This window comes from Butyrivibrio fibrisolvens, from assembly GCF_037113525.1.
GTDB classification, from domain to species: Bacteria; Bacillota; Clostridia; order Lachnospirales; family Lachnospiraceae; genus Butyrivibrio; species Butyrivibrio fibrisolvens.
In genome coordinates, this window is the sequence record NZ_CP146963.1 from 2,854,379 (window position 1) to 2,869,588 (window position 15,210).

Below are 15,210 nucleotides of genomic sequence, written 5' to 3' on the forward strand. Positions count from 1 at the left end.
ATTCCCAAAAAATATATATAAGCGTCAACTTTAAAAAACATATATATCACACTTATATTTCGGTTATTATATGTTCAAAATCAAGATGCGGTTACAAGAAAAGCGGATATTACCTCAAAGATAATATCCGCCAAAGTTTTAAGAATAATCTGTAGGGAAGTTACCTACAAATACGCATACGCTTCTGGCTTTAAGAATCCAGCCATCATCTGTAAGTGGAACAGGTCTGTTATGAAAATACTTTTCATCAGGAGCGCCGGTATTAATTGCAAGTGCCCAGTAGCCGCCACCCGGAAGTCCGGGAAGTTTGATCGGGATGTCTTCCCAGAAAACGTTGATAGCGATATATATAACGTCGTCGTGGCCCTTATCTCTTGAATAGCCGGCAAATCTGATGCCTATCATCCTGCTGTCCTTGGTAATGTTTCCATTGTAAGGATCTTCTACGTGACTGCTTTCGAAAGGAAGTCCGCACTTTGCAGGCTGGAGATCTTTTCTGATGGCAGGATGTCTTTTTCTGAACTGTATAGCATTTCTATAAAAATCATAGAAATCGTGGTTCTTCTTCATGAGATTCCAGTTAAGCCATGAAATCTCATTATCCTGACAATAGGCATTGTTATTACCAAACTGGGTGTTGCCGAACTCATCGCCTGCAAGGAGCATCGGAGTTCCTCTGGAACACATAAGTATCGTGATAGCATTACGCATCATGCGGAATCTAAGCTTGATGATCTCAGGATCATCTGTTTCGCCTTCTACGCCGCAGTTCCAGCTTCTGTTATCATCTGTACCATCTGTGTTGTTCCAGCCGTTGGCTTCATTGTGCTTGCCATTGTAGGAATAAAGGTCATAAAGCGGGAATCCATCGTGGCAGGTCAGAAAGTTAATAGATGAATTATATCCGACATATTCGCCGCCGTACAGGTCCATAGAACCTGTGATTCTCTTAATAGCTTCAGGAGCTGACCAGTACTCGCCTTTTAAGTAAGAGCGGATATCATCGCGGTATTTACCATTCCACTCTGCCCATCTGTTCCATGCAGGGAAGCTTCCTACCTGGTACATTCCGCCTGCATCCCACGCTTCTGCGATAAGCTTACAGTTGCCTAGGATCGGGTCATAGGCAAGTCTCTGAATAAGAGGCGGCCTGTCCATAGGAGTTCCGTCTTCATTTCTTCCAAGGATACTTGCAAGATCAAAACGGAATCCGTCAACACGATAGTCCTCAACCCAGTAGCGCAGACAATTAACTATCATTTCCTGTACCAGAGGATTATTACAGTTAACTGTATTGCCGCAACCTGAGAAGTTATAGTACTTGCCATCCGGTGTCAGCATGTAATAGATATTATTATCAAATCCTTTGAAAGAAATAAATGGTCCGTTCTCATTACCTTCAGCAGTATGGTTAAATACTACATCGAGGATTACTTCTATTCCGTTATCCTTGAACTCCTTAATAAGATTTTTAAGCTCAAGGCCTTCATAGTTGTACTCACCAACTGATGCATAGGCCGTGTTGGGAGCAAAAAAGCTTACTGTGTTATATCCCCAGTAATCAAGAAGTGTTCTGCCATTGACTTCTCTTTTATCTCTAGTCTCATCAAACTCGAAAATGGGCATGAGCTCTACAGCCGTGATTCCAAGGTGCTTAAGATATGGAATTTTCTCTTTGAGACCTTCAAATGTTCCGGGATATCTTACGCCTGAGGATGGATCCTTAGTAAAGCCTCTTACATGAAGCTCATATATGATGGAATCTTCCATTGGAGTTTCAAGCTGCTTGGTAGCATTCCATTCAAAATTGTTTCTAACGATCCTGGCTCTGTATATACCATTTCTATTGTCATTCTGCCCCCATATACGCTGGCCGCTTACTGCTTTAGCGTAAGGGTCAAGGAGGAGATGCTTTTTGTCAAAAAGAAGTCCTCTTGATGGGTCCCATGGGCCGTCAACAGAATAGGCATATTCTATGTTCTCTATATCAAGACCAAATACGATCATCGAATAGGTCTTACCAATTTTATAGGATTCGGGAAAAGGGATAGTTCCGTAAGGAGCAGATTCGCCTCTGTGAAACAGAAGTAGTGTAATAGACTTGGCTCCCTTAGAATAACATGTGAAGTTAACACCATCAGGGATAACAGTTGCCCCGTTCATTTCATAATAACCGGGTCTTATTCTGAAACCGTTGATCTCATCAAGTGCAAGCATCTGGCGATTAAGATCCATCTTACGAAATTCAATACCGCGATGCTCTCTGAGTACTTTTTTCTCTACTCTGCGTCTTCTGAACTCTTGCATAAAAAACCTTTCCGTCTACAGGTGAAAAAAACATCCGCCTTAGTGTGCTGTTAAGTATAGTTGGTAAACGTTTTTAAACGCAAAATCTCATTTATAGTTTAACACAAAAAAACACCTCGGAAAACCGCTTTAGGAAATCCGAGGTGTATTATACTTTTTCATGTTCAACAGTACATATGTGTACTTCTATGAACTAAAGATCAAGCAGGATATGCTCCGTTCTTAGTATCTGCCTTAGAAAGGTCTACTCCGCTCTTCTGAGCTTCACGATACTTGAAGAAGTCTGTAGCAACCTGAGGGAATGATGCATATGAGAGAACGTCCTCATCGCATGTAGCCCACTGTTTGCACTCTTCTCTGAACTTATCCATCTGAGGCTCGATAAGATCTGCAGGACGGCATGTGATACGCTCTTCGTCGCCGATGCACTTCTTAACTACTTCAGGGTCCATAGGCTTGATTGTCTGACCATACTTACCTCTTACAAGGTCCTTAGTCTGTTCAGGAACAACCTTATATCTCTCGCCCATAAGTACATTCATAACGGCCTGAGTACCAACGATCTGTGATGAAGGTGTAACAAGCGGTGGCTCACCAAGGTCTTTACGAACTCTCGGTACTTCCTGAAGAACATCTTCAAGCTTATCAAGCTTGCCCTGATCAGAGAGCTGCTTAGTAAGGTTTGAAAGCATTCCACCAGGTACCTGATACATAAGAGTCTTGATATCAACACCAAGAACCTTAGTAGACATAAGTCCTGACTCAAGGCACTCTTCTCTGTAAGGACGGAAGTGATCAGCGATCTTTGAAAGGATCTTCTGATCATAACCTGTATCGTATGGTGTTCCCTTAAGGGCTTCAACCATAACTTCTGTAGCAGGCTGTGATGTACCAAGAGCAAATGGGCTGATTGCACAGTCGATGATATCAACACCAGCTTCAATAGCCTTCATGTATGTCATGCTGGCTACACCAGATGTGTAGTGAGTGTGAAGCTCGATCGGGATCTTTGTACCGCTCTTAAGAGCACGTACAAGCTTATCTGCTTCGTAAGGAAGAAGAAGTCCTGCCATATCCTTGATACAGAGTGAATCAGCACCAAGTGCTTCGATCTCACCGGCAATTCTCTTCCAGTATTCATCATCATAAGCACCGCCAAGTGTGTAGGAAAGAGCGATCTGAGCTTTTCCGCCATACTTCTTGCATGCTTTAACAGAAGTCTCAAGGTTACGAAGGTCATTGAGACAGTCAAAGATACGGATGATATCAATACCGTTCTCAATTGACTTAGCAACGAATGACTCAACTACATCATCTGCATAGTGGCTGTAACCAAGAAGGTTCTGACCACGAAGAAGCATCTGAAGAGGTGTATTCTTGAAGCCTTCTTTAAGTTTACGAAGTCTTACCCATGGATCCTCTTTAAGGAAACGCAGGCATGAATCAAATGTAGCGCCGCCCCAGCACTCTACTGCGGCATAGCCAACTTTGTCCATTGTATCAACAATAGGGAGCATCTGCTCTATCGGCATTCTTGTAGCGATCAGGGACTGATGAGCGTCACGAAGGACTGTCTCCATGATCTTTACCGGTTTTCTTTCAATATCAGACATAGTTTTCTCCTTTTAAAAATTAGATTCCGAATATCGCCATAAATGTACCGGCAACAACTGCTGTTCCGATTACTCCGGCAACGTTAGGTCCCATAGCGTGCATGAGAAGGAAGTTGGAAGGATCTGCTTCTGCACCAACCTTCTGAGATACACGTGCAGCCATAGGAACGGCTGATACACCGGCTGAACCGATAAGCGGATTGATATTTCCACCACTGAAAAGATTCATAAGTTTACCAAACAGAACACCTGCAGCAGTACCTACAGCGAATGCTATAAGTCCGAGAACTACGATCTTAAGAGTCTGAGGCCTAAGGAAATCTTCAGCTTTTGTAGTAGCACCAACTGATGTTCCAAGAAGGATAACTACGATGTACATAAGAGCATTGGAAGCTGTCTCCTGAAGCTGGTGTACAACACCACATTCACGGAAGAGGTTACCAAGCATAAGCATACCGATAAGAGGAGCTGTTGTTGGAAGGATCATGCAGACAACAACTGTAACAACTATAGGGAAGAGAATCTTCTCAAGCTGTGATACAGGGCGAAGCTGAAGCATGCGGATCTTACGTTCCTTCTTTGTTGTGAAAAGCTTCATGATCGGAGGCTGAATAAGCGGTACAAGTGACATGTACGAATATGCAGCAACGGCGATAGGTCCAAGAAGGCCTGTACATCCAAGCTTTGTAGCAAGGAAGATAGATGTAGGACCATCAGCACCACCGATGATGGAGATAGAAGCAGCTTCTGTTCCGGAGAATCCCATAAAGATAGCCATAAAGTAAGCTGAGAAAATACCGAACTGTGCTGCTGCACCAAGCAGGAATGACTTAGGGTTAGCAATAAGCGGACCAAAGTCTGTCATGGCACCTACACCCATGAATATGATTGAAGGAAGGATTGACCATTCATCCAACTTGTAGAAATACCTGAATAATCCACCGCCGCTTCCGTCTTCTGATATCTCATGCATAATATCAGGATAGATATTAACAAGAAGCATACCAAATGCGATTGGAACAAGAAGCAGTGGTTCAAAATCATGGGCTATAGCCAAATAAAGAAATACGAACGCTACGAGGATCATGACATAATTGCCCCAGTAAAGTTTCTCGAAAGCTGTCTCAACCCATAGATTCGAAAATGTTTCAACGATTTTTTCCATTATTGTTCCTCCAGTAGAATACGAAACTATTAGTTAAGTGTTGCAAGAACTGCTCCTGCCTCTACTGAATCACCTACTGCGCAGTCAATGCTTGCAACAGTTCCGTCTGAAGGAGCAACCATAGGAATCTCCATCTTCATGGACTCGATAGTAACAACAGCATCGCCCTTCTTAACAGCCTGTCCAACGTTAGCGTTAACCTTTACAACCTTGCCGGCTGCACCAGCTTCAACCTTGATTGAACCAGCACCAGCTGATGCCTTCTTAGCTGCAGGAGCTTTCTTAGGAGCTGCCTTTGGAGCTGCTGCAGGAGCTGCGCCGCCTGCACCTTCTTCTACTGTAACATCATATACGTTGCCATTAACGGTAATAGTATAGTTTTTCATGTTTATCCCTTCCTGCCGTATGTATAACGGCTTCGAAATTTTATGTGAATCCTGTAAATTCTTATCTTGTGTTGCCGTGAGGCATCAGTTATGCTCTGGCTCCGGAACGTCTCTTTCTAATAGAGCGAACAACGAATCCATCACCGGATGCTGAAGTACTTCCCTCATAAGCTGCGATAGCTGCTGCGATAACTGCAACGAGCTCTTCGTCATCAGAAAGATCCTCTTCTTCAACTACTTCAGGAGCTGCAGGTTTTGCAGGAGCTGGAGCAGGCTGTTTCTTACCGATCTTTCCGATCATAGGGAAAAGAGAAATGATCAGACTGATAAGAATAAGTACTGCAAATGCAGTTCCCATTCCAAGCAGTGTATTGATACCCGCATCAGCAAGTGCATCAACATCAACCTTAAAACCAGTTGCTTCAAGAGCTATAGGAAGATAAGATAAAGAACTTGTGATAAATTCCATCATTTACCTCCTTATTTAGTAACATGCTTCTTTGCAGGGTGTGCTTCTCTCTTTGTAAAAAGCATCTCTAATGCGCCGATAACATACTTTCTTGTATCAGCAGGCTCAATGATCTCATCAACATAGCCTCTTCTTGCAGCACTTACAGCGCTGTTCTGAAGCTTAGCATACTCAGCTGCGATCTCATTAACTTCTTCTGCGCTCTTACCATCACCGATGATCTTGGCAGCCATATCTGCTTCCATTGTTCCGATCTGGGAATCTGGCCAGCAAACATTGATATCTGCCTTAGAATTCATGATAACGAATGCGCTACCAAGAGCCTTACCTGTAACAACATTAACTTTCGGAACAGAAGCTGAACCAAATGCAGAAACAAGTGCTGCTGCTTTCTTGGCAAGTCTCTTCTCTTCACATGTTGTAGCAAGGAAGCCCTTTACATTTGTGAATGTAACAACAGGAAGATCAAAAGCATCGCAGAAACGAACGAAATCAGCTGCCTTCTCACAACCGTTTGCTGTAAGAACAGGCTCGAATTTCTCTTTCTCTTTGCCGTTTTCATCAAATAATACGCTGCGGTTAGCAACAACGCCAACTGTAGCTCCGTTAAGTTTGATGAATCCTGTTACCATCTCTTTAGCGAATTCTCTCTTGGTTTCAAAGAAAACGCCATTATCTGAAAGAATTGAAAGTGCAAGTGCAGGATCTGCAACTGCGCCATCAAAATTCTCAAGTGATCTGTTAAGATCATCAGCGCACTCTTCATAGAAGTCGCTGTCTTCATTATTAGAAGGAAGAAGGCTTACAAGCTGACGAATCTCGTTGTAGATTGTCTCTTCATCGCCTGCAACATCAACGATTCCAGCCTTAGCGCCCTGGAAATCAGCTGCTGCTGTATCACACTTCTCTTCGTAATTGCCTTTAATGGAGTTAGGAGAATTGACGAACAGCTTACCGTTCTTGCTCTCCATGAATGTAAAATCAGAAAGGGCTGGTACAAGTGCCAGACCGCCGCCACAGCCACCGAATACTGCTGTGATCTGAGGAACAACTCCTGAAGCCTCAACTTCTTTAGCGTAGATCTCGCCAAAAGCTGCAAGAGCATCAGTTGCTTCCTGAAGACGCATACCTGTTGAATCGATAAGACCGATTACAGGTGCTCCCATCTTGACTGCCATATCATAGATACGTGCAATCTTCTTTGCATGCATTTCGCCAACGGATCCGCCTAATACACTTGCATCCTGGCTATATACATACACAAGGTTACCATCAATGACACCATATCCCGTAACAACACCATCGGATGGAGTCTCTGACTGTTTCAGACCGAAGTCAGTGCTCCTTGCTGTAACCATAGCACCAATTTCGACGAAACTGTTCTCATCGAGTAAAGCATTAATTCTTTGACTCGCCTGTGAAGTACTACTCATTTACTTACCTCCGTATAATATATGTTGACGTTAAAGCACTCGCAAGTTGAAACATATTGAACTTTTTGTGAAATAAAACCCCTTACATGTCTTAAAACTTGATAATGCCAAACTTTTCACAAATAATATTGTATCATAAACAATTGGGAAATAACACAGAATTTATAGTGATTTTTACAAATATACGGATTAAAAATATATTATTTTCTAAAAACTATCTAATCACAGACTATTATAACAGATAACTATAAATATATCTTTGCCCCAAATAAACAAAAACACGCATCTGCTGCGTGTTTCGTGTTTTTATCAATCTGATAACAATAGTTTTTTCAACTAACTCAAGTATTTTATCTTTGATCCAAATATTTACTAATTATATATCCAGCTTCACATCAATTTCCTGCTCAGCTTCTTTTTTGAATTCTTCAGCATGATCTATATCGACTGAAGGCAGATCATCTACTGATCTTACGCCAAATGAACGAAGGAATTCCTCCGTAGTACCAAACAAGATTGGACGTCCCGGAGCATCCATACGGCCAAGCTCTTTTACAAGTTCAAACTCTACAAGTCTGTTAACAGCATGGTCTGAATTAACGCCACGAATACGCTCAACTTCAGCCTTTGTAACAGGCTGCTTGTAAGCTATGATGGACAAAGTCTCAAGGAGCGATTCTGTAAGTACATATTTCTTGGGCGTACTTGCAACCTTGATAAGCTGAGGATAGAAATCCTTCTTGGTAGACAGCTGATAAGAATTTTCTAGCTCAAGAAGACCAATCCCGCTATCTGTCTTATTATATTTTTCTTTCAGATATTCTATCTGTTCTTTAACTTCATCTATGCTTTCTTCAAGAGCTTCAGCAAGTTTGGAAATCTCAACTGAATCTCCCATTGTAAAAAGAATCGCCTCTATTGCGGCAGCTCCCTCTTTCTTTTTCATATCAGTTTTGCTCCTTTGCAAGTTCCTGTGCAGACTTTATAGCTTCTTCCTCATCCAGTTCTTCTCCGAACTTTTTGGATGTGATGGTAATATCTGCAAAAGTTCCATCCTGTTCTACTGTAACTTCTCCAAGCTTGATCTCTTCAAGGATAACAAGGAAAGCAACGATGATCTCAGCCTTGGTTGCCTGCGCTTCAAGAAGTTTTCTAAAACTAAAGCTTTTATGCTTTCTGATATATGCCTTGATAAAAAGAGTCTTTTCATCAATATCAACAGACTCTCTTTCAATTCGGCCGAATGTGCTTCTTACAGGGTCGATCTTGTCTTCCTGTCTTCGAAGCAGTTCCTGGAATATATCATTAAGTTTCTTAAGATTATTGTCACCGACAAGCTCCTCATAATCTATAGGAGCTTCATAAGACGTGACCTCAGTTGGGATATCAGGTTTACGATAAAAATACATATCAGAGCCGTCAAACCTTTCTGCAAGCTCTGCAGAAAGATACTTAAACATCTTATGTTCGAGAAGTTTTTCAACAAGTTCTGCTCTGGGATCCTCTTCTTCGCCTTCTTCATTAACTTCGCGAGGCAGGAGCATCTTGCACTTGATATCCATAAGTTCAGCAGCCATAACAAGGAACTCGGAGGTTACATCCATATCCTCTTCTTCCATAAGGCTGATATATTCAAGATACTGGTTAGTTATTGTTGAGATCGGGATGTCATAGATCTCGACCTTGTTTTTATCTATAAGATGCAGAAGCAGATCCAAAGGGCCTTCGAAAGCCTTAAGCTTAACTTCAAGTGCCATTACTTAGCCTCCCCATTTTCAGCCTCAAGATCGATGACAACAAGTTCTCCGGGATTGAAAACCCTGATCGGAATCGTATGTGTTCCAAGTCCTCTTGAAAGAACCATTGTACGATCTTTGATCTTAAATAGTCCCCCATCATATTTTGGGAAAAGATAAAATGCCGGAGATACAACGCCTCCGAGAACGGGAAGTTTGATGATCCCGCCATGTATATGACCTGACAGCGTAAGATCAGCTCCCCATTCTGCATATCTGGGGAAATACTGAGGATTATGTGCTATCAGGAGATTAAATCTATCAGGATCAGGCCCGCCTATTGTCTCTTTCATATATTCAGCCGGCATTTTACGGATGATGACCTTCCTGAAATACTCATGAGGAAGTTCAAGTCCTGTAAGTTTAATGCCATACTCATCAAGGTTCATGCTTTCGTTGTTCAAAAGCTTGATCCCGAACTTGTCCATGTCAGAGATATAGGTATCATAAAAGCGGTGAAAGTCTTCATAAAACCATCTAAGCTCACTTTCGTGATTGCCATTGGCTGCGTATACAGGATATCTTGAAGAAAGCTCCTTAAGGAGATTAGTTTCAAGAGGCCATGTCTTGTATGGAAGCGATCCTGTAAGAATATCTCCTGAAAAAATGATCATATCAGGGGAAAGCTCATCTATCGCCTTGATAAGATCAGCGTTATCCTTTCCATACTGCCAGCCATGAAGGTCTGATAGGTGACATATTCTTAAGTTTTTCTTTAATTTAGAGCTCTTAACATTATATTTACTTATGACAAATCTCTTGGCATTATAGGCACTGTTAGCAACACCTATAAATGCAAAAATGACAAATAATAATATAAGAACTTCTAAAATGGTGATCAGCAATACTGTGTCCAACTTTCGTATATTTCTTTTCTACTTCTATCGCCTATTATACGGGAATAAAATCAAAAGAAAAGCCCTTGATTTTATACAAAAACCAAGGGCTGTATTTCTTTAGTTGTATTTACGCTTTCTAGCAGCTTCAGACTTCTTCTTACGCTTTACGCTAGGCTTCTCGTAATGTTCTCTCTTACGAATCTCCTGCTGGATACCAGCCTTAGCACAACTTCTCTTAAAACGACGAAGTGCGGAGTCAAGTGTTTCATTCTCTTTTACTATAACTGTTGACATATATTCTCTACCCTCCCTTCAGTCCCGTTACATTATTGAACTGATCGGGTTATTTACTTAAGTTAAATTATTTTAACTCACAGCATATAGAATTATATACTACTTTTTCGTAATCGTCAAGCGCATATTTACATAATTACTTGATCTGGTTTGCAAGTACTTCCTGTGCCTTGTTAAGAGCATCTGCGATACCTGCAGGGTTCTTACCACCAGCCTGAGCCATGTTAGGACGACCGCCACCGCCGCCTCCTACCATAGGAGCTATCTCTTTTACAAGGTTACCTGCATGAGCACCCTTCTTAACAGCAGAATCTGATGCCATTGTCATGATGCTGACCTTGCCATCATTATCGCTCATAAGAACTACTACGCAGTCGCCAAGGCTCTCCTTAAGAGAATCTCCAAGCTCGCGAAGGCTGTTCATATCTACATCCTTAAGAGACTTAGCTACGAACTTAACGCCCTTAACATCTACAGCGTCATCTGCTGCATTACCAAGAGCATCCTTAGCTGCGCTGCTCTTTAAGGATTCATTCTCGCTCTTAAGAGCCTTAAGCTCTTCCTGGAGCTTCTTGATATGATCAGCAAGAGTTTCAGGTGTAGCCTTAAGAAGTGCTGCTGCATCCTTAGTGTTGCGCTCAAGTTCCTTATAGAATTCAATTACGTTACTGCCTGTAATAGCTTCGATACGACGAACGCCTGCAGCTACGCCGGATTCTGAAAGGATCTTGAACTGACCGATTTCTCTTGTGTTAGAAACGTGAGTACCACCACAAAGCTCAATTGACCAGTCGCCCATGTTAACAACTCTTACGCTGTCGCCATACTTCTCACCAAAAAGGGCCATAGCGCCAGTCTTCTTAGCTTCTTCAAGAGACATTTCCTTTGTAACTACTGAAAGTCCCTCATAGATCTTAGCATTAACAATATCTTCAACCTTCTTGATCTCATCAGCTGTCATTGCCTGATGATATGAGAAGTCAAATCTTGTCTTATCAGGATCCTGGTAAGAACCAGCCTGCTCTACGCTATCTCCAAGAACTTCCTGAAGTGCTTTCTGAAGAAGGTGTGTTGCAGAGTGATTGCTGCATGTCTTTGCTCTGTTAGCAGCATCTACATTAAGAGATACCTTATCAGAAGTCTTAAAGCTTCCTGCTACAACCTTACCAACATGAGCTGTTCTTCCGCCAGCTACCTTGATAGCTTCAGCCACTTCAAATTTAGCGCCGTTTGCACCAAGGATCTCACCGATATCTCCAACCTGGCCACCCATTGTGCCATAGAAAGTAGTCTTATCTGTAATGATAGTACCCTGCTGACCCTCTGTAAGCTCATCTGTAAGAGCCTCAGCTCCAGCCATTGCAACAACTGTGCCATCACAGCCAAGAGCATCATAGCCAAGGAATTCCACCTTTACAGACTCATCAAGTCCATCGAATACGCCTTTGCCAGCCTCAAGATTAGCAGAGAAGTTCTGGTTATCTCTTGCCTTCTGCTTCTGCTCTTCCATAGAAGTCTTGAAGCCTTCCTCATCAACTGTAAGGTCCTCTTCCTGAGCAAGCTCAACAGTAAGCTCTACAGGGAAGCCGTATGTATCATAAAGGAAGAATGCATCCTTACCACTGATCTCTTTTTTGCCTTCAGCAGTAGTCTTATCAAGGATCTTCTTGAATTCCTTCATACCGTTTTCAAGAGTAGACTCGAAACGAACGATCTCTCTCTCAAGCTCAGTAAGAACAAATTTCTGATTCTTGTTAAGATGCTCATAGCTCTCTTTATACTCATCAATGTAGATCTTAGCTACTCCAAGGATCTGATCCTTGTTAAGTCCAAGAGTTCTTGCGTGTCTTACAGCACGACGGATAAGTCTTCTAAGGATATAGCCAGCTCCTGTGTTAGAAGGAAGAAGCTTAGCTTCATCACCGATAAGCATAACTGATGTACGAGTATGATCAGCAAGGATTCTCATTGATCTTGTTGTCTTCTCATCAGCTTCATACTTGATACCGCTCTCTTTTTCAATATAAGCGATAACAGGTGCATGAAGATCGATCTTATAAACATCATCTACTCCGTTAAGGAAAGCAAGGATTCTCTCAAGTCCCCAACCTGTATCAACGTTCTTCTGTGCAAGAGGTGTAAGATGACCGTCATGGTGCTTCTCATACTGCATGAATACGTCATTACCGATCTCGGTATACTTGCCACAGTGACATCCAGGTCCGCAGTTTGGTCCGCAATCCGGAACGTCTTTAACATAGAACATCTCACTGTCAGGACCGCATGGACCATATTCAAGTCCCCACCAGTTATCTTCAGCAGGAAGATAATAGATGTTCTCAGGCTTAAATCCGGATTCAATACGATACTTAGCACCCTCTTCATCACGAGGTGCGTTCTCATCACCTGCAAATACAGTAGCTGCAAGGTGATCAGCATCAAAACCAAAGAGCTGTGTAAGAAGCTCAAAGCTCCACTGGCAACGCTCTTTCTTGAAATAGTCGCCAAGAGACCAGCTACCCATCATTTCAAAGAAAGTACCGTGGCTCTTGTCACCTACTGAATCAATATCGTTAGTACGAACACAGCCCTGTACGTTGCAAAGACGTGTTCCCATAGGGTGCTTCTTACCAAGAAGATAAGGCATAAGCGGCTGCATACCTGCAACATTGAACATAACACCTGTTGATCCGTCAGATACAAGTGAAACGGCGCCACAGTCCACATGTCCTCTATCAATATAAAACTGCTTCCATGCTTTACGAAGCTCACTAGCAGTAAACTGTTTCATCTTATTTCCTCCAACTATTTATCATCAAAAAGCAAACTTCTCTTCAAAGAACTTATCAAGCTCAGCGATAGGCCATCTTACATTGCCTTCTGAATACTCGATCTGCTTCATAGTATCACGCTCACGGATTGTTACGCAGTGATCTTCTTCTGAATCAAAGTCATAAGCGATGCAGAAAGGAGTTCCGATCTCATCCTGTCTTCTGTATCTCTTACCAATTGATCCTCTGTCATCGTACTCACAGTTCCACTTCATGGAAAGCTGATCGAATACCTTCTCAGCGTTCTCAGAAAGCTTCTTGGAGATAGGAAGTACTGCGATCTTAACAGGAGCAAGAACAGGATGGAAGTGCATAACTGTTCTTACATCGCCGCCCTCAAGTTCCTCTTCATCATATGCTGCGCAAAGGAATGCAAGAGCAACACGGTCTGCACCAAGTGAAGGCTCGATAACGTAAGGGATGTAACGCTCCTTCTTCTCTTCATCAAAGTATGTAAGATCCTGGTTAGATGTTGTCTGGTGCTGGCCAAGGTCATAATCTGTTCTGTCAGCGATACCCCAAAGTTCGCCCCAACCAAATGGGAATTTGAACTCGATATCTGTTGTTCCCTTTGAGTAGAATGCAAGCTCAGCAGGATCATGCTCACGAAGACGCATCTCATCTTCCTTCATGCCAAGGCTTACAAGGAAATCTCTACAGAAGTTCTTCCAGTACTCATACCACTCAAGGTCTGTACCAGGCTCGCAGAAGAACTCAAGCTCCATCTGCTCGAACTCACGTGTTCTGAATGTGAAGTTACCAGGTGTGATCTCGTTACGGAAGCTCTTACCGATCTGGCCGATACCAAAAGGAAGTTTCTTACGAGTTGTACGCTGTACATTCTTGAAGTTTACGAATATACCCTGTGCTGTCTCAGGACGAAGGTATACTGTGTTCTTAGCATCCTCAGTTACACCCTGGAATGTCTTGAACATAAGGTTGAACTGACGGATATCAGTAAAGTTGTGCTTGCCGCATGTAGGGCAAGGAATGTTGTTATCGTTAATGAAATCCATCATCTGCTGCTGGCTCCAGCCATCAACTGATGATTCAAGCTTTATATTATTCTCCTGTGCAAAATCCTCGATGATCTTATCTGCTCTAAAACGCTCGTGGCATTCCTTACAGTCCATAAGAGGATCAGAGAAGCCGGCAAGATGTCCTGATGCAACCCAAGTCTGAGGGTTCATAAGGATAGCACAGTCAACACCTACGTTGTACTTGTTCTCCTGTACGAATTTCTTCCACCATGCCTTCTTGACATTATTTTTGAATTCAACACCAAGTGGACCGTAATCCCAAGTATTTGCAAGACCTCCGTAAATCTCAGAACCGGGGAAAATAAATCCTCTGCCCTTAGCCAGTGCAATAACTTTGTCCATTGTCTTCTCTTCTGCTTTCATTTCCTTAATCTCCTGTATCTTTATTCGTTAATCTGCTTTCAGTACAATATAACACAAATCATCCTGAGTTGCAGATAAATCTACATTTTTACTTCCGTTCCAGACAGTTCCTGCCGGAGCATAAGCTATTTTACCTGAGGAAAAGAATCCTATCTTTTCTTCCATAACAACGACCATCTGGTCATCTGCGATCTTCGAGATATCGATCTTGCCGCCTTTAGAATCAACAAGTGTTGAAGGAAGGTTGTATCCAGCGGCCTTCATATCACTATATGAACCATAGAAAAGGAGCATACCGTTAAAGTCCGCATAAGATGCCGCGTCCTTGTATGTCATTACAACGCGCACATTCTTATCTTCCTTGACAGTATCCTGAAGTGTGATAAGATCCTGCCCCTTGGTCGAATTGTATTCGCTGACCTCTTCTTCGATCTGCGCTTTCATTTCATCCAGATTATAGTAGGAAGCTGAGAAATCCTCCACTATGGTATTGATCACTTTACCATCCTTGCCCACATAGATCGCTGTGGTCTCAGATTTTGTAACATCACTGCTCTTGCCGCATCCCGAAAGGACAAATGCTGCAAGCATTAACATAGCAGCAGATCTGCGCACATACTGTCTTAAATCTTTTGATTCTTTGATCATAATCTTTTACCCGTCTTTTCATATGA

The 15,210-nt window shown here is 42.4% G+C and carries 13 protein-coding genes; all 13 read right to left on the reverse strand.

Annotated elements, in window-relative coordinates; all coding sequences use genetic code 11:
• Positions 1 to 138: 138 nt before the first annotated feature.
• Positions 139 to 2,235, reverse strand: a complete 2,097-nt coding sequence (locus tag WAA20_RS11915) for an alpha-amylase family glycosyl hydrolase (protein ID WP_073388022.1) — start codon at positions 2,233 to 2,235, stop codon at positions 139 to 141.
• 272 nt (positions 2,236 to 2,507) lie between these two features.
• Positions 2,508 to 3,920, reverse strand: coding sequence for an oxaloacetate decarboxylase subunit alpha (locus tag WAA20_RS11920; protein ID WP_073387884.1), 1,413 nt, complete (start codon positions 3,918 to 3,920; stop codon positions 2,508 to 2,510).
• Positions 3,921 to 3,939: 19 nt separating this feature from the next.
• Positions 3,940 to 5,085 (reverse strand): sodium ion-translocating decarboxylase subunit beta, encoded by a 1,146-nt coding sequence (locus tag WAA20_RS11925; protein WP_073387895.1) that lies wholly within the window; start codon positions 5,083 to 5,085, stop codon positions 3,940 to 3,942.
• Between the two features lie 29 nt (positions 5,086 to 5,114).
• Positions 5,115 to 5,471: a biotin/lipoyl-containing protein gene (locus WAA20_RS11930; RefSeq protein WP_073387897.1), complete on the reverse strand. Its 357-nt coding sequence runs from the start codon at positions 5,469 to 5,471 to the stop codon at positions 5,115 to 5,117.
• Between the two features lie 88 nt (positions 5,472 to 5,559).
• Positions 5,560 to 5,940 (reverse strand): OadG family transporter subunit, encoded by a 381-nt coding sequence (locus WAA20_RS11935; protein ID WP_073387898.1) that lies wholly within the window; start codon positions 5,938 to 5,940, stop codon positions 5,560 to 5,562.
• An 11-nt stretch (positions 5,941 to 5,951) separates the two neighbouring features.
• Positions 5,952 to 7,373, reverse strand: coding sequence for a carboxyl transferase domain-containing protein (locus WAA20_RS11940; protein WP_073387900.1), 1,422 nt, complete (start codon positions 7,371 to 7,373; stop codon positions 5,952 to 5,954).
• A gap of 376 nt (positions 7,374 to 7,749) precedes the next feature.
• A complete protein-coding gene (scpB, locus tag WAA20_RS11945) occupies positions 7,750 to 8,319 on the reverse strand; it encodes an SMC-Scp complex subunit ScpB (RefSeq protein WP_073387902.1) in 570 nt (189 codons plus the stop codon).
• 1 nt (position 8,320) lies between these two features.
• Positions 8,321 to 9,130, reverse strand: a complete 810-nt coding sequence (locus tag WAA20_RS11950; RefSeq protein WP_073387904.1) for a segregation/condensation protein A — start codon at positions 9,128 to 9,130, stop codon at positions 8,321 to 8,323.
• Entirely contained in the window at positions 9,130 to 10,026 is an 897-nt protein-coding gene (locus WAA20_RS11955) for a metallophosphoesterase (RefSeq protein ID WP_167562717.1), read from the reverse strand. Before WAA20_RS11955 ends, WAA20_RS11950 begins: the two co-directional genes overlap by 1 nt.
• Before the next feature lie 99 nt (positions 10,027 to 10,125).
• Positions 10,126 to 10,302: a 30S ribosomal protein S21 gene (gene rpsU, locus WAA20_RS11960; RefSeq protein ID WP_022755619.1), complete on the reverse strand. Its 177-nt coding sequence runs from the start codon at positions 10,300 to 10,302 to the stop codon at positions 10,126 to 10,128.
• Positions 10,303 to 10,438: 136 nt separating this feature from the next.
• On the reverse strand, positions 10,439 to 13,093 hold the full coding sequence (alaS, locus tag WAA20_RS11965) for an alanine--tRNA ligase (RefSeq protein WP_073387905.1): 2,655 nt from the start codon (positions 13,091 to 13,093) through the stop codon (positions 10,439 to 10,441).
• A 24-nt stretch (positions 13,094 to 13,117) separates the two neighbouring features.
• On the reverse strand, positions 13,118 to 14,536 hold the full coding sequence (locus WAA20_RS11970) for a glycine--tRNA ligase (RefSeq protein WP_034490907.1): 1,419 nt from the start codon (positions 14,534 to 14,536) through the stop codon (positions 13,118 to 13,120).
• Positions 14,537 to 14,563: 27 nt separating this feature from the next.
• The gene (locus WAA20_RS11975) at positions 14,564 to 15,184 is read right to left on the reverse strand and encodes a hypothetical protein (RefSeq protein WP_073387907.1); all 621 of its coding nucleotides are present in this window, start codon (positions 15,182 to 15,184) and stop codon (positions 14,564 to 14,566) included.
• Positions 15,185 to 15,210 lie beyond the last annotated feature (26 nt).